This is a genomic window from Hyphomicrobium sp. (assembly GCF_035548195.1).
Classification (GTDB): Bacteria; Pseudomonadota; Alphaproteobacteria; order Rhizobiales; family Hyphomicrobiaceae; genus Hyphomicrobium_B.
Genome location: NZ_DASZTY010000037.1, coordinates 96,104 through 110,725, shown reverse-complemented (window position 1 = coordinate 110,725; position 14,622 = coordinate 96,104). Strand labels below are relative to the sequence as shown.

Genomic DNA, 14,622 nt, shown 5'->3' with positions numbered 1-14,622 from the left:
TCAAGAGCGGGAAAGTATGGCAGTCATCACGCAATAGGCGCCGAACGTTGCGGTGGAAGCGCCTAACAAACTCGGCCAGAATCCTATGCCGCGCCCAAGCAAAATCGGTAAAACAACGAAGAGAACGAGAGACGGTAGCGTAAACCAGAGGATGCTCGAAGAAAGGGCGGCCACCTTGCTCACATCACCCGTCTCCCCGTAAAGCCAGACGAACGCCAGCAGTGACGTTAAGGGAAGAGATGCGATGACGCCTCCAACGGCGCTCGATCGCTTAGCCACTTCTGAAATGGCGATCACTAATACCGCCGTCAGCAAAACCTTGATGGCGGTATGAAGCACAGGCGTCAGCCCGAGACGACGGGCTTGAGGGTTTCGTAGAGCAGCCGGTCGCGAACGGCCTTATCCTGGACGGCAAGGTGGGCGACGAACCATTCCTGCACCATCTTGCAAACCTGTTCGGGCTCGCGTTTCGCGAGCAGCTTCGGGTTAGAGAACACCTGTAGGTCTTCTTCCTTCCAGCCAAGTTTGCCGAGTTCCTTGATCAGCACATCGTAATCGCTCTTGACCGCCGAGTCGTGCTTGACCGGATGTTTCCCGCCCTCCGAGATCGCTTCGAAAATAGCGTCGGCTTGCGCATTAAGCGCTGTCGCTGTCTCGGGGTGCTCCATCATCTGCACCACCGCCGGGCTTGTCTCGCCCTTCGAAATGAAACCGAAGCAGGCGCTGACGCTCTGTGCTCGAAGCGCTTTCAGATGTTGAAGGAACGCCTCCGCTATGGCTTGAAGTTTTTCTGAACTTGCGGCGAGAGCTTTATCGGCGTTTTGCCGTCTGAGATTGACAAGGCCCTGCGCCAGCAGCATCGCGACCTCGTTGTCCGGCTTTTTCTCGGCGACCATTTTATCGGCCTCCGAGATTTGCGACGTGTACCAGTCGGGATACTCTTTCTTGATGAGTTCCCAGACGGGAATTTTTTGCAGTTTGGCATCGAGCGGAGAGCCATCGATTGACGGCGGTTGAGGCGGCGCAGGTGGTTGCGGCTCGACGGCTGCGACTTGCGTATCTTTGGACGCCTCAGGAGCGGTCTGAGGCGCGGCAGCCGGAGAAACCGAAGCAGTTGTCGTTAGCTGCGATTCGGCCGTCGGCGTCTGAGCTTCGGGCTGTGCCTGCGGTGGCGGAGATGGCGGGATGACGTCTGTCCCAGCCGGCGCGGGAGAAGCATCGCTCGTGCTCGAAGCCGAAGCCGTTGCGGGAGCTTGTGCGGCATCCGGCTGTGCCGGAGCAGGGTCCGTTTGGGTAACAGGGTCGGCGTCAGCGACCTTGGTATCGGCTGGCGCTGTAACGACCGGCGCATGATCGGACGCGACGTCTGTCAGCGAACCACGGTACGTGGCGAGAGCGAATGCTCCGCCGCCGATCACTGTCAGCGCCAGGCTTGCAATCGCAAGCCGCTTGATGAGATTGCGCTCGGGGTGTTCTGGGGCATCGAAATCCGAACTTTGGACGGCCCGTTGCGCCACAGCGTTCGAATGTTGGGCAGCATACGGCGTGGGCGCAGGTCGGGCAGCGAAGCCGGTTTGCGCGCCAGGCCCGGCGGAAGCAGCGGGCTGAGCGTCACCCTGGCCCTGGAAAGCTGCCGGAAACACTGTGGGGGCCGCTTGCCACTCGGCCATGCCGGGGCGCCAAATGAGATCGGTTTGACGGAGATAGCTGTGAGCGACGAACGTCCGCAGTTCGATATCGGTCAGCGGACCGTGCTGTTTGCCATCCCGTGCAATATACCACTGAATGTCGTTGGCTTGTCCGGTCATGCTCTTTGTCTTCGCACCCCGCGGGTCCCGCAACCCGCTCCCCACACCGAGCGCCTTCGCGTCGGCCACACTGTTCATATGCAATTGCACGCGTCAATCGGGCGATTATACGGTGAACACGTGGAATTTCGTGCGACGTGCAACCGACTGCTTCAACTCGACCATCGTGCCGCGCTTGCCGGTATAGACCCTCGCAGCTATAAGCCCGCCAACTCTCAGGAAACGCAAAGCGAGGCAGACTTATGGCCGTCGAACGCACGTTCTCAATCATTAAGCCCGACGCAACCCGCCGCAATCTCACCGGCAAGATCAACGCCGTCATCGAAGATGCAGGCTTGCGCATTGTGGCCCAAAAGCGCGTGCGCTGGACCCGCGCTCAAGCCGAGAAGTTCTATGAAGAACACAAGGCACGGCCTTTTTACGGCGAACTCGTGGATTTCATGACATCCGGCCCGATCGTGCTCCAAGTTTTGGAGGGCGAGAATGCCATTGCGAAGTATCGCGAGGTCATGGGTGCAACAGACCCGAAGGAGGCAGCGGACGGTACGATTCGCAAGCTATTCGCGGAATCCAAGGGCGCGAACTCGACCCATGGTTCCGACAGCCCAGCGGCCGCAGATCGCGAGATCGCCTTGAACTTCCGGCTAGACGAGATCGTTGGCTGACGAACATCTCGTCTGGACAGGAGCGGCGCCTCGCGCGCCCTCTCTCTTCAGAGCTTCATTGCCAAGAGCGTACAATGATTTCTGTCTCCTATGTTCAGACAATGTCGCGCTACAATTCCTGGCAGAACCGCAACATTTATGATGCGTCGGCGCGCCTCAGCGATGCCCAGCGTAAGGAAGATCGCGGCGCCTTCTTCAGGTCGATCCATGCCACGCTGAACCATCTTCTCTGGGCGGATCAGATGTGGCTGATGCGATTTGGCGCGGCGCCGCAACCCGCCGCACGATCCATCACCGAAGGTTTAGCTCAGTTCGAAGATTGGAGTGCGCTCACAGCCGAGCGGACGCGCTTTGATGCTCACATAGAAAGCTGGGCCGATAAGCTTGAACCCGAGAAGCTTCAAGGCGATTTGGTGTGGTTCTCGGGCGCGATGGGACGTGAAATGAGCACGCCCAAGGCTTTAGTGATTACACATATCTTCAATCACCAGACCCACCACCGCGGACAAGTTCACGCGCTGCTGACAGGTTTCGGGGTCAAGCCAGACATAACGGATCTCCCATTCGGTCCGCCGCTTTTTGCAGGCTGATTAGCGAATTGGAATTCAACCGGTTATGCCGTGCGTGCGCCGCCTGCGCTCGTAGCGATTAAAGAGCCGTCGCTTAAGCGGAGGCGACCCAACTTCCGGCCACGAACCCGAAAGCCACGGCATCGGGGTTACGGCGAGCAGTCTCAATGAGCTTTTCAGGAGCTTCGACTTCGGGAGGTCTCTCTTGCGAGCCCTTCTTTTTGCGCGGTTTCGTGCCCGTTAAAAGAAAGACGGACTTTCCGAGGACTACGGTTTTCACGGACTCCATGGTCGGGGGGTCTCCTGGAGTGGGAACGCACGCAGGTATTTACAATCCGAATGACGCTCTAGATTTCCTATTAAATCCCTAACGTACGGCCACTATGACAGGATTAACTATCCATGGGTACCCGACCTGTTCGCAGGTGCGAGCCCTCTACAACCTAGATTGCATTTAGCTGAGCATTTCAGCAGCCGATGAGAATGGTGCACCGCGAAATTGGCTGTGGAAAACATTCATCGGAAAGCAGCGAGCGCCAATATCCAGCCGCTCACGTTTGCGTGAGCAGCTGTCGACCCCTTCTCTCCTGATAAACGCCTCTCTAGCTGAGCTCGCGAATGCGGAACGGCAGTCCGCCTTTCGGTGTAAGCGTAACCGTTGCATTGAGCCGCGCGGGATCAGCTCCGACATACTCGGGGCGGAAGCGGCGTAGGAGCAGCGAGAGAGCCAACGTATTTTCCACTTGGCTCATCGCCCCCCCGATGCACGACCGCTTTCCAGCGCCGAACGGAAGGTAGCTGTACTTCACCTGTTTTTTGGCATTGCCGGCCATCCACCGCTCCGGCTGGAATTCTTCCGGATTTGGCCAGAACTTCGGATTGTGATGCGCACCATAGGCGAACAGCGTGACGCGATCGCCCGGATTTATTTTGACACCGCCGATCTCATCTTCAGCCGCCGCAACTCGAATCAAACCCCAGATCGGCGGATAGATCCGCATCGTTTCCTGGATGACGGCGCGCGTATAGGCGAGACCCGAATAATCGGCGGCGGTCGGCGGACGATCGCCGTAGACGGTTTCGCCTTCGCGCCGGATGCGTTCAACCGCTTCCGGACGCCGAGACGTCTCATAGAGCGCCCAGGCGAGCGTCAGCGCGGTCGTTTCCGTCCCCGCCCACAAATACTGCTTCAATTCATCGATCGCCTGCTGTGGATCGAATTCGGGAACGGCCGGATCGGCCACTGCAGCCTGGATCATTTTCAACAGCGTGCGTTCACGCGCTTCGCGCGGATCGGACGCAATGACGGCGGGTGGCACGCTGGCCCAGACCTCCATGGCCTTCGCCGCATCCTCGTCAGTCATCTCGAAAACTTCGCCAGCCTGTTTGCGCAGGCGAATATCGCGATGATTCATCACGTCGGTATAGGTCTTCACGCATTTGAACACGACGTGCGGGTTAAACGGCATGTCGCGATCGAAGAGCGCTTTGCAGATCATATCGGCGGCAAGCGTCCAGGTCTGCTCGACCATTTCGATCGTCTCGCCGGTCTTCGCGAGGTCGCCCCATCGCTCCATCTTCGCGTCGATAGCCTTGAGGAAGTAGGGGATGTATTCTGCGAACATGTCCGGATGGAAAGCCGGTTGCTGCGGCATGCGGATCTTCTGCCAGAGCGCACCGTCATTCGTGATCATAGACTTGCCGAAAATCGGTTTTAGACCATCGAAATATTTGTGGTAGGTGTCGGCTTTCGTCACCAGCACGTGCTTGAAGTATTCGGGCTCTGAAATGAGCACGACACGTTGGTTCGCCATGTTGACTGGTAAAACCGGACCATAGCGCTCCATCATCTGCATCAGGATGCGCATCGGGTTTTCGGGGTCACCACGCAGCAGCGGAGTGAGCTTGAACCAGATGCTCGACTCATCGCCGAGCCCCAGGGTGTGGCTGGGTGTTGTTTCCATTACGGTGCCTCCATTCGGAGCAACGGCCCGTGCGTGGGAGCGCAGCCTTCAGGCGCGCTCAAACAGCCGGCGATTCTCGGGTCGATACTTCACTTCACCGGATATCCCTCTCCGGAAGTCAAAGAAATACCACGCTTTGGGGGGGCGCTGTCCATGCGACGGCCAGCGCAAGGTAACTAGACCGTGGGTTTCCGATTCATTCGCGCGGCGAATAAAGAGTCGGGGATGGATTAACATCCTGGGATATAATAACTTTCTCGCCTTCGCGCCGGGTGCGATCGGACGTCACTAGTCTTAATGCGGTGGGGTAGATGGTATGCTCCGCCTCCAGAATACGCGCCGCAAGCGAAGCTTCAGTGTCACTGCTAAGCACCGGTACGGCGGCTTGGGCGATGATCGGGCCTTCATCCATCTCCGGCCGGACGAAGTGGACGGTGCAACCCGAAATCCGCACGCCGGCTGCGATTGCCCGCGCATGCGTATGCAACCCCTTGAAGCTCGGCAAGAGGGACGGATGGATATTGATCATACGATCATGCCAACGTTTTACGAAGGTCGGCGTCATGAGCCGCATGAATCCGGCAAGAGCGACGAACTCGGTCCCGACAGCGTCGAGCCCTTCCTGTAGCGAGGCTTCGAAGGCATCCCGTGTCGCGTAGCTCGTGTGATCGAGAGCCAGCGTTTTTATACCTTGGGCTTCAGCCCAGGCGAGACCCGGCGCTTCCGGCCGGTTGGAAGCAATGAGCACGATCTCTGCCGGGTAATCCGGAGCACGCGCCGCTTCGACCAGCGCCTGCATGTTCGAGCCACGGCCCGAGATTAAAATGGCGGTACGGACTTTCTTGAGCGTCATGTGGGGCACTTAGCACGACCCGGCTGCCAAACGCGAGAGCGGTGGCCTGCCGTCACCTGGGCCCTACGCGACGGGCTTCGGGTTCGGCTTGATTGGCCGAGACTGGCTCTTGTCCGCTGCGACAGATTTAAAGGATCTTACGCCGCGTCGCGCCTCGTAAATGTTTTCAAGGAACATGCTGGCCACGCGAGACCAGTCATACCGCATCGCTTGCGCGCGAATGGCCGCTGGGTCTAGCGACAGCGCTGCCAATGCCGCCGCCTGAAGATTGTCGGACAAAATCCCCGTGACGCCCGGCATGACGACATCGACCGGACCCATCACGGGATAGGCCGCGATAGGTAGTCCTGAAGCCATCGCCTCCAGCATGACCAAACCGAATGTGTCTGTGCGGCTCGGAAAAACAAAAACGTCTGCAGCTGCATATTCTGCCGCTAACGCTTCCCCGATTTTTGCGCCCCTAAAGTCAGCGTCCCGGTAGCATTTGCGCAGCGCAGGCAGCAATGGCCCATCTCCAACGACGACTTTCCGTCCTGGTAAATCGAGATCGAGGAAAGCTTCGACATTCTTTTCGCGAGAGATGCGCCCGACATAGAGAAAGATCGGCGCTTCCCCGTTTCGTTTCTTTTCGGGTCGCGGGCAAAATTGAGCGGTATCGACTCCACGCGTCCAAAGCATGAGCCGTTCAAAACCGCACCGCGCCAACTCCGTCTTGAGCGACGGGGTCGCGACGAATGTTCCGACTGCGCTCGCGTGAAATCGCCTTTGCACGGCATAGCCGATCCGGACAGGAAGGCCGATGTACGCATGAAGGTACTCCGGAAAGCGCGTGTGAAAGGACGTCGTGAAGCGCACGCCATGGCGCAGACAAATCGATCGCGTCGCCCAACCGATCGGTCCTTCGGTTGCAATGTGAACGTGGTCGATACCGCTTTGCAGAACGTGTTCCGCAATGAAAGCCATCTTCGGAAGCGCCAAGCGAATTTCGCGATAGCCAGGACAAGGCAGCGTCGCGAAGTCGGATGGCGCGAGCACCGTCACACGGTGGCCCATCACGCCAAGACCGCGTCGAAGGTTCTCGTACGTCCTGACGACGCCGTTAACCTGTGGCTTCCACGCGTCCGTCGCAATCAGGATGTGCATCGCGCAGCTCCCTGAACGGCCACGCATGCTGTTTCGCGACGACGAAAACAATGACGGCATCGGGCAATGCGCGGGCGCATGAGCAAGGGCGGTTCCGAATCTCCTGCTAACGCTACGCTTTTGACGTCCTGACTTTTCGATTGTGTGACAATGCCCGCCCAATGCCGTTTTGTTTGGGCTTAGCCCACAAATTACGAACGGCTTGAGACGCCGTTTAAGCCCGGGATCCGGCGCCACGTCATATAGGCTCGGATGTCCGTCAATTGCCCGTCCGAAAGACGAGCCATTGGCAGCGAGTCATCGTCTTGATGAATGATTTCCGCGGCGATCCAACGATCGCTGAGGCTTTGCTCCGAACCATGTGCGCCCCATGGGCGCTGCACGCGGTACTTGATCTCGATAATCTCGCCAACGACGAGATTGGATGCATCAGAAGCCATCTGGAACCTCCGGGGGAAGGTTGTTCGATCCACATCCACTACCCGAGAATTTTTTCAGTTCGGTGGCAGAGTTGGGGCACACCGCGCATTCACTTCGCGTGGATGCAGGCGTTACGCGCTGTTGCGGCAATATGGAACAATTACGCGATTTTAAGTTGATTTATGCGGATCGCCGGAGATTTCAGGCATCGCGAAAATGCTTCGCGCCAAGATATCCTGGTACAGATCCGCATGCGCGCATTAAGAACCATGACATCCTCGCGACACGACACCGGAGACCAGCATGATTGATTGGAGAAGTTGCGCGGCACTTGTCGCGTTTGCGGCGATTTCGACGCCCGCCTTTGCCAATCAGAACGTCGTCGAGCTGTCCCGCAATCCCGCGAATTGGGCGATCCAGTCGGGTGACTATTCGGGCACGAGATATTCAAAGCTCGATCAAATCACGACCGCAAACGTCGGCGACCTCAAAGTCGCATGGACGTTTTCGACGGGCGTCTTGCGCGGACACGAAGGCGGCCCGCTGGTGATCGGTAACATCATGTATGTCCACACGCCGTTTCCAAACACCGTGATGGCGCTGGATCTCGATCATGAGCAAAAGATCATTTGGAAATACGAACCTAAGCAGGACTCGTCCGTCGTTGCGGTGATGTGCTGCGATACCGTCAACCGCGGCGTTCAATATGCCGAAGGCAAGATTCTCCTCCACACTGCTGATACATCTCTCCTTGCTCTCGATGCAAAGACCGGCAAGGAGGTCTGGAAGGCCGTAGACGGCGATCCCAAGCAGGGTGCAACCGGAACTGGCGCGCCTCTCGTCGTGAAGGACAAGGTGATCGTCGGCATTTCGGGCGGGGAGTTCGGCGTGCGCTGTTATCTCACCGCCTACGATTTGAACTCCGGTAAGAAGGTCTGGCGCGCTTATTCGATGGGTCCGGATTCCGACATTCTCGTCGACCCCGAAAAGACGATGTCGCTCGGCAAGCCGGTCGGTGAAAATTCATCGCTAAAAACCTGGAACGGCGATCAATGGAAAATCGGTGGCGGCCCGACCTGGGGCTATATGGCCTACGATCCCGATCTCAATCTCATTTACTACGGCACCGGCAATCCTTCGACGTGGAACCCGGCGCAACGCGTAGGCCCGGACGGTAAACCCATCGACCAGAAATGGGCGATGACGATATTTGCACGCGACGTCGACACCGGCATGGCCAGGTGGGCCTATCAAATGACGCCATTCGATCAGTGGGATTACGACGGCATCAACGAGCCGATCCTGGCGACACTCGATATCGGCGGCGCGAAGCGAAAGACCGTCACGCATTTCGATCGCAACGGTTACGGTTACACTTGGGACCGTGCGACGGGCGAGCTTCTTGTCGCCCGGAAATTTGATCCCCTGGTCAATTGGTCGTCCGGCATCGACATGAACAAAGCGAGCCCGACTTACGGACGTCCGAAACTCGTAAAAAAGTACGAGCCTATCAAGACTGGCACGGATGAGACCACCAAGGGCATTTGTCCGTCGTCGCTCGGCGCAAAAAATGAGCAACCCGCATCGTATTCGAAGCTCACCGGCCTGTTCTACGTCCCGACGAACCACGTCTGCATGGACTACGAACCTTTCAAAGTGAGGTACACCGCTGGCCAGCCGTACGTCGGCGCCACCCTGACGATGTACCCGGCGCCTGATACGCCCAACCTCGGCAGCTTCATCGCGTGGGATGGTGCGAAGGGCAAAATCGTCTGGTCGAAGCCGGAGCGATTCTCCGTATGGTCGGGCGCGTTGACGACCGCCGGCGGCATCGCGTTCTACGGCACGCTTGAGGGCTATTTTAAAGCGGTCGACCAGAGAACCGGCGAGGAATTGTTCAAGTTCAAAACGCCATCGGGGATCGTCGGCAACGCGATGACGTATATGCATGGAGGTAAGCAGTACGTCGCAGTTTATTCAGGTGTCGGAGGCTGGGCAGGAATTGGCTTAGCGGCCGGTTTGACCGATCCGGAAGACGGATCGGGCGCGGTGGGCGGCTTCGCCAGCCTCAAATCCTATACGGCGACCGGCGGCTCGCTGACTGCCTTTGCGCTGCCGTAAAACGTCTCGCGCGAACCCAGTCCATCAACCGAAGCGGAGCCTTCCGTCGTATTTGACGGCCCAGGCTTCGCCCTTGCCTTTGGCCTCGGACTTTTCGCCCGTTGGCGGAATGACGTCGCCGATAATGACTGAATCTTCGCCTGCCGCCTGAAGCGCGGCAATCACCTCGTCCGCCCGCTTGGCCTCCGCGATGACGACCATGCCGATGCCGCAGTTGAACGTGCGCAGCATTTCCGCGTCGTCGAGATGCCCCGTTTTTGCGAGCCACCCAAATACTGCGGGAGATTCAAATCTCGAAAGATCGATACGCGCCGCCGCATCCTTGGGCATGACGCGTGGCAAATTCTCCGACAAACCGCCGCCGGTAATGTGGGACAGCGCTTTGATCGCGCCGTTAGGTCCCGAGCCGCCTGTCGCGCGGATCGCAGTGAGTATCGATTTGACGTAGATCCGCGTTGGTGTCAGCAGCGTTTCACCGAACGTTTGCCCATTCGAGAAGGGTGTGGGCGCATCCCAGCCGCTCTCTGCGCGTTCCGCCAATTTACGCACTAAACTGTAGCCGTTCGAATGGACCCCCGACGACGGGAGACCGATCAGCACGTCGCCGATCGCAATGTCCGAGCGTGGTAAAATTTCGCCTCGCTCGACCGCACCGACCGCAAAACCGGCGAGATCGTAATCGCCCGCCTTATACATGCCCGGCATTTCAGCGGTTTCCCCGCCGATCAGAGCGCAGCCTGCTTGCCTGCAGCCCTCGGCAATACCTGCAACCACATCACGCGCGACCGCGGTATCGAGCTTTCCAACCGCGAAGTAATCAAGAAAGAACAGCGGCTCGGCACCCTGCACGACCAGATCGTTGACGCACATCGCGACAAGATCGATGCCGATCGTTCCATGTTGGCCGCTGTCGATCGCGATTTTGAGCTTCGTGCCAACGCCATCGTTGGCCGCTACGAGAATCGGATCGCGAAACCCCGCCCGCTGCAGGTCGAAAAGCCCGCCAAATCCTCCGAGATCGACGTCCGCACCCGGCCGGCTCGTCGCCTTGGCGAGGGGCTTGATCGCGGCGACGAGCGCATTGCCGGCGTCGATGTCAACTCCGGCGTCAGCGTAGGTTACCGGAGGCTGCGGTCTCTCTGGTGTCGACATCGATCCTCATGGATGACAGCTCAAGCCATTACGCTCGGCATCTTTGTGGGCAGTTATATGGGAACCAGCGGTTAAACTCACTTTTGCCCCATTGCCAACCCGTGATTGGGGTCGTAGCAGCCCTGAAGAACGAGGGCAACGAAGCCTCCGGAAGATAAACTATTCGGGCCGGAACCAAGATGATGGGGAACAGGGTGCGCGTGTGTCGCGACCTGACGGTGGCCGTCGCAGTTTGGGCGGCAGCCGCAACAATCGCTGGCGGACCTGCAACCGCAGTCGGGGCCGATGCGGCGTATACGGTCGGGAACTATCCAGTCGAGGCGACCGCCGCCAATGCGGTCGCGGCGAAGCAACAGGCGCTCGCCGACGGCCAGCAAGCGGCATTTCGGTCGCTGCTGAAGCGGATCGTTCCGGTCACCGCGTACAAGCAACTCACGCGCGTCTCGGATGTGAAGGCCGCAAACATCATATCGGGCGTCACCGTGCGCTCGGAGCGCAACTCCGCAACAGCCTATATCGCGAGCCTCGATTTCTCGTTTCAGCCGGACGCGGTTCGATCCATCCTTTCGCAGCAGAATATTCCGTTTGTCGATGAGCAGGCCGCGCCGATTACGGTGGTAACGACGCTGATGCAAGGAAACCCGCCGAGCGCGGTCAATGATCTCGGCATCTGGCGCCGCGCCTGGACCGGGCTCGATCTCGACCACACAATTACGCCGGTGAAAATCGCTAACCTAAAGCAGGATATCCATACCGATACGGTCAAGTCTCTGCTCGCGGGTGATGATGCCGGGCTGCGCGCCATGAACGAAGCCTACGGCACGAAGCTCATCGTCATGGCCGTCGCGGAACCGGACATGGCTTCCAAGCGACTGACTGTGACGCTGGCAGGCCGCGACAACGTTGGCACCATTCTTTTGAAGCGGATCTATCGGATTTCCGACGGCGACCTGGACTATGCCTCTCAGCTGGCTGCGGTCGTGTCACTCGGCGTGCTGGAAGGGCGTTGGAAGGCGATCAAGTCCGGCCGCAGCCAGCAAGCCGCCGCGAACGTCCCGGTTTGGGAAGCGACGACTGGAAGCGGCGAACAAGTGACGCTCGTTGCGGAATTCGCAAGTTCCGGCCAGTGGGATCAGATTCGCGCGCAATTGCTCGATACTCCCGGAGTTGACGGGCTCAATATACAGTCCGTTTCCGATCGCGATGCCGACGTCTCGTTGACCTATCCCGGCGGGGCACGGCGTTTAGCGACGGCTCTTTCGACGAGAGGTCTGAACCTCATTAGCACGCCCGAGGGCTGGGTCCTTCGCTCCAATTACTAACATCTGTCGAACTGGACAACGAAGGCGAATGGTCCGCGCGCGCTACGTTTTTGCACCGCGACGGAGGATGTTCTCGACGAAATGATCTCCAAGAGGCTAGGAAAGTTTGCGCGCTCCTGAATGAGCCGCGCACCCGCACGCGGGGCGGCCTCGAAGACAGGACTTTTTGGCGTGAGCATTCCGAATTTCATTACGCTTGGTCGAGTGATACTGGTGCCTGTCGTTTTCTGGCTGCTGCTGACCGGAGAATTGCAAGCCGCCTTTCTCGCCTTTGTGGTGGCCGGTATCTCGGATGCTGTCGACGGCTTTCTCGCCAAGCGTTTTGGCTGGGAGACCGAGCTTGGCGCCTATCTCGACCCGATCGCCGACAAGTTGCTGATCGTTTGCATATTCATCGCACTTGGAGTCACCGCCCGCTTGCCGTCTTGGCTCGTGATCCTTGTCGTATCGCGCGATGTGCTCATCGTCATTGCTGTGGTCTTATCGTGGCTGCTTGATCATCCGACGCCGATGAAACCTCTTACAGTCAGCAAAATGAACACAGTCGTACAAATCGTCCTTGCTGGCGCAGTCCTTGCTGACGAGGCGTTCACGCTGAATCTGCGAGGGCCGGTCCAGTTGCTGATCTTGCTGACGGCCGCGACCACGGTCGCCTCACTTGCCGCTTATCTCAGAATCTGGCTCCGGCATATGACGCTTTCCGAAACGACAAGCTCCAAGACATGAAGCGGAAGCTCATGCTATTAACCCGTTCGCGAAAGGGGATGAGGGATCGATGCAAATAGAGCGGCACGCGTTTTTCTGGACGGTGGCCGCCTTTCTATTTGCCTATCTCGTGCAGTTGCTCGCTCCGGTCTTGCTGCCCTTTGTGATCGGCTTGCTTCTGGCTTATTTCTTCGATCCAGTGGTCAATACCTTGCGCCGTATCGGCTTACCGCGATGGGCGTCGTCCATTTTGCTCCTGACTCTCTTGATTTTCCTCGTCGTCCTCGGACTGATTTTCCTTGTTCCCATTCTCGTCCAGCAGGCTGCAGGGCTCGTGGAAGCGGCGCCCCGGCAAATCGACCGCCTCAAAGTGATGATCGAAGCTGGAGCCCGTGATTATCTCGGCCCACGCTACCCCCAGGCCGAAGGCATGTTGCGCAGCGCGCTCGATTCCTTCACTTCGTCTGCGCCCTCATTGCTTGGAGGCGTTGCAAAAAGCATTTGGAACCAAGGGGCCGCAGCTTTCAACTTTGTGTCGTTCCTGCTGATTACGCCGGTGGTTTTTTTCTATACCCTCCGGGATTGGCCGAAGATCGTAGCGAAGGTGGACTCCTGGCTGCCGCGCGACAGTGTCACTCAATTGCGCGCTCTCGCGATCGAAATTGACGAGCGCGTTTCGGCATTCATCCGAGGTCAAGGTGCCGTGTGCATCATCCTCGCGCTTTACTATGCAGCAACGCTCAGTTTCGCCGGCCTCGAGTATGGCCTGCTCGTTGGATTGTTCACCGGCTTGGCAGCCTTTATTCCGATCTTCGGTTGGTCCATCGGCGCGTTCACCGCCGTCAGCCTCGCAATCCTTCAGTTCTGGCCGGACTACTGGAGCATTCTCATTGTCGTCGCAATAATGCTCGTGGGCCAAGCGCTGGAATCGGCGGTACTTTCACCGAGTATCATCGGTTCAGAGGTCGGGCTCCATCCCGTGTGGCTGATCTTTGCGTTGCTGACGTTCAGCTATCTATTTGGATTCCTCGGCCTTCTTGTCGCCGTGCCCGTTTCCGCCGCAATCGGAGTGCTCGTACGCTTCGCGCTCAAGACATATCTTGAGTCATCGGTCTACAAGGGCGAACGCGCCGAAGTCTGATATCAAGTACAACATGTCGAATATGCCGGAGCAACTCGTCTTCGAACTTCCGCATCGCGCTGCGATGGGGGTCGAGGACTTTCTCGTCTCGGATTCAAACGCCGCCGCCGTCGCGCTTGTTGATTGCTGGCCGGATTGGCCTATCGGTGCCGCGATCCTCGTAGGGCCTAGCGGCAGCGGCAAAACGCATCTCGCCAACGTGTGGCAACTGCGGACCAATGCCACGCTGCATAACGCGGCCTCTCTCACGCGCGAAAACGTGCCCGCCATTGCGTCAGCCGGTGCTGTCATAATCGAGGACATTCAGACAGTGGGTGACCAGGCTGCGCTTTTCCATTTGCTTAATTTGGTGCGCGAGCAGCGGCTGCAAGTTCTCTTGACGACAGATAAGGCGCCGGGCGATCTTCCGATCAGCCTTCCGGACTTGCACTCAAGGCTCAAGGCTCTGCCGCTCGCTTCGATCGCGCCTCCCGACGACGCGCTGTTGCGCGCGGTTCTGGTAAAACTTTTTGCCGACAGGCAATTGAGTGTCGAGCCCCACATCATTGACTATGTACTGGTGAGGATGGAGCGTTCGATGTCCGCTGCGGAACGGTTCGTCACCGAGGCTGACCGCCGGGCATTAGTGCTTCAACATCGTGTGACGCGGCCCATCGCGGCGGCAGCCCTCGATGCGCTGGGTTATTGAATGGCTTAGCCGTTGTTTTTGTGACCGCTTCGTAATTGAGTTGTAAACTTCAGATTGAATAATCGGTCGAT

At 58.4% G+C, this 14,622-nt stretch carries 15 protein-coding genes; 7 read left to right on the top strand and 8 right to left on the bottom strand.

The window, feature by feature from the left end:
• Both VHB22_RS15600 and VHB22_RS15595 read right to left on the bottom strand, forming a co-directional pair.
• Window positions 1-339: a DUF3147 family protein gene (locus tag VHB22_RS15600; protein ID WP_325457907.1), complete on the bottom strand. Its 339-nt coding sequence runs from the start codon at window positions 337-339 to the stop codon at window positions 1-3.
• A gap of 5 nt (window positions 340-344) precedes the next feature.
• On the bottom strand, window positions 345-1,808 hold the full coding sequence (locus VHB22_RS15595) for a DUF4339 domain-containing protein (RefSeq protein WP_325457906.1): 1,464 nt from the start codon (window positions 1,806-1,808) through the stop codon (window positions 345-347).
• A 242-nt stretch (window positions 1,809-2,050) separates the two neighbouring features.
• Here VHB22_RS15595 and ndk point away from each other — a divergent pair, with 242 nt between their 5' ends.
• Window positions 2,051-2,473: a nucleoside-diphosphate kinase gene (ndk, locus tag VHB22_RS15590; protein ID WP_325457905.1), complete on the top strand. Its 423-nt coding sequence runs from the start codon at window positions 2,051-2,053 to the stop codon at window positions 2,471-2,473.
• Window positions 2,474-2,547: 74 nt separating this feature from the next.
• Window positions 2,548-3,063 carry a DinB family protein gene (locus VHB22_RS15585; protein WP_325457904.1) on the top strand — a complete coding sequence of 172 codons (516 nt, stop codon included), beginning with the start codon at window positions 2,548-2,550 and terminating at the stop codon, window positions 3,061-3,063.
• A 73-nt stretch (window positions 3,064-3,136) separates the two neighbouring features.
• Here the strand turns inward: VHB22_RS15585 and VHB22_RS15580 are convergent, their stop codons facing one another.
• The 5 genes from VHB22_RS15580 to VHB22_RS15560 form a co-directional block, all read right to left on the bottom strand.
• On the bottom strand, window positions 3,137-3,331 hold the full coding sequence (locus VHB22_RS15580; protein WP_325457903.1) for a hypothetical protein: 195 nt from the start codon (window positions 3,329-3,331) through the stop codon (window positions 3,137-3,139).
• A gap of 313 nt (window positions 3,332-3,644) precedes the next feature.
• Entirely contained in the window at window positions 3,645-5,006 is a 1,362-nt protein-coding gene (locus VHB22_RS15575; RefSeq protein WP_325457902.1) for a cytochrome P450, read from the bottom strand.
• Between the two features lie 196 nt (window positions 5,007-5,202).
• Window positions 5,203-5,859 (bottom strand): phosphoribosylglycinamide formyltransferase, encoded by a 657-nt coding sequence (gene purN, locus VHB22_RS15570; RefSeq protein WP_325457901.1) that lies wholly within the window; start codon window positions 5,857-5,859, stop codon window positions 5,203-5,205.
• Window positions 5,860-5,922: 63 nt separating this feature from the next.
• Window positions 5,923-7,002 (bottom strand): glycosyltransferase family 1 protein, encoded by a 1,080-nt coding sequence (locus tag VHB22_RS15565; protein ID WP_325457900.1) that lies wholly within the window; start codon window positions 7,000-7,002, stop codon window positions 5,923-5,925.
• Window positions 7,003-7,193: 191 nt separating this feature from the next.
• Window positions 7,194-7,442 carry a hypothetical protein gene (locus VHB22_RS15560; RefSeq protein WP_325457899.1) on the bottom strand — a complete coding sequence of 83 codons (249 nt, stop codon included), beginning with the start codon at window positions 7,440-7,442 and terminating at the stop codon, window positions 7,194-7,196.
• 283 nt (window positions 7,443-7,725) lie between these two features.
• On the opposite strand from VHB22_RS15560, the gene VHB22_RS15555 reads away from it, so the two are divergent.
• Complete coding sequence (locus VHB22_RS15555) at window positions 7,726-9,543, top strand: methanol/ethanol family PQQ-dependent dehydrogenase (protein ID WP_325457898.1); 1,818 nt, start codon at window positions 7,726-7,728, stop codon at window positions 9,541-9,543.
• Window positions 9,544-9,567: 24 nt separating this feature from the next.
• Here the strand turns inward: VHB22_RS15555 and purM are convergent, their stop codons facing one another.
• Window positions 9,568-10,695, bottom strand: coding sequence for a phosphoribosylformylglycinamidine cyclo-ligase (purM, locus tag VHB22_RS15550; protein ID WP_325457897.1), 1,128 nt, complete (start codon window positions 10,693-10,695; stop codon window positions 9,568-9,570).
• 179 nt (window positions 10,696-10,874) lie between these two features.
• Here purM and VHB22_RS15545 point away from each other — a divergent pair, with 179 nt between their 5' ends.
• From VHB22_RS15545 to VHB22_RS15530, 4 genes are all read left to right on the top strand, one after another.
• Window positions 10,875-12,017 carry a DUF2066 domain-containing protein gene (locus VHB22_RS15545; protein ID WP_325457896.1) on the top strand — a complete coding sequence of 381 codons (1,143 nt, stop codon included), beginning with the start codon at window positions 10,875-10,877 and terminating at the stop codon, window positions 12,015-12,017.
• Between the two features lie 120 nt (window positions 12,018-12,137).
• Window positions 12,138-12,743, top strand: coding sequence for a CDP-alcohol phosphatidyltransferase family protein (locus tag VHB22_RS15540; protein ID WP_325457895.1), 606 nt, complete (start codon window positions 12,138-12,140; stop codon window positions 12,741-12,743).
• Between the two features lie 49 nt (window positions 12,744-12,792).
• Window positions 12,793-13,863, top strand: a complete 1,071-nt coding sequence (locus tag VHB22_RS15535; RefSeq protein WP_325457894.1) for an AI-2E family transporter — start codon at window positions 12,793-12,795, stop codon at window positions 13,861-13,863.
• Window positions 13,864-13,876: 13 nt separating this feature from the next.
• Window positions 13,877-14,551: a DnaA ATPase domain-containing protein gene (locus tag VHB22_RS15530; protein WP_325457893.1), complete on the top strand. Its 675-nt coding sequence runs from the start codon at window positions 13,877-13,879 to the stop codon at window positions 14,549-14,551.
• Window positions 14,552-14,622: the final 71 nt, after the last annotated feature.

Bases quoted from the DNA above. Each gene is read 5' to 3' on its own strand.
- VHB22_RS15595 (WP_325457906.1), bottom strand. From the start codon at position 1,808: ATGACCGGACAAGCCAACGACATTCAGTGGTATATTGCACGGGATGGC.
- ndk (WP_325457905.1), top strand. From the start codon at position 2,051: ATGGCCGTCGAACGCACGTTCTCAATCATTAAGCCCGACGCAACCCGC.
- VHB22_RS15585 (WP_325457904.1), top strand. From the start codon at position 2,548: ATGATTTCTGTCTCCTATGTTCAGACAATGTCGCGCTACAATTCCTGG.
- VHB22_RS15580 (WP_325457903.1), bottom strand. From the start codon at position 3,331: ATGGAGTCCGTGAAAACCGTAGTCCTCGGAAAGTCCGTCTTTCTTTTA.
- VHB22_RS15575 (WP_325457902.1), bottom strand. From the start codon at position 5,006: ATGGAAACAACACCCAGCCACACCCTGGGGCTCGGCGATGAGTCGAGC.
- purN (WP_325457901.1), bottom strand. From the start codon at position 5,859: ATGACGCTCAAGAAAGTCCGTACCGCCATTTTAATCTCGGGCCGTGGC.
- VHB22_RS15565 (WP_325457900.1), bottom strand. From the start codon at position 7,002: ATGCACATCCTGATTGCGACGGACGCGTGGAAGCCACAGGTTAACGGC.
- VHB22_RS15560 (WP_325457899.1), bottom strand. From the start codon at position 7,442: ATGGCTTCTGATGCATCCAATCTCGTCGTTGGCGAGATTATCGAGATC.
- VHB22_RS15555 (WP_325457898.1), top strand. From the start codon at position 7,726: ATGATTGATTGGAGAAGTTGCGCGGCACTTGTCGCGTTTGCGGCGATT.
- purM (WP_325457897.1), bottom strand. From the start codon at position 10,695: ATGTCGACACCAGAGAGACCGCAGCCTCCGGTAACCTACGCTGACGCC.
- VHB22_RS15545 (WP_325457896.1), top strand. From the start codon at position 10,875: ATGATGGGGAACAGGGTGCGCGTGTGTCGCGACCTGACGGTGGCCGTC.
- VHB22_RS15540 (WP_325457895.1), top strand. From the start codon at position 12,138: ATGAGCCGCGCACCCGCACGCGGGGCGGCCTCGAAGACAGGACTTTTT.
- VHB22_RS15535 (WP_325457894.1), top strand. From the start codon at position 12,793: ATGCAAATAGAGCGGCACGCGTTTTTCTGGACGGTGGCCGCCTTTCTA.
- VHB22_RS15530 (WP_325457893.1), top strand. From the start codon at position 13,877: ATGTCGAATATGCCGGAGCAACTCGTCTTCGAACTTCCGCATCGCGCT.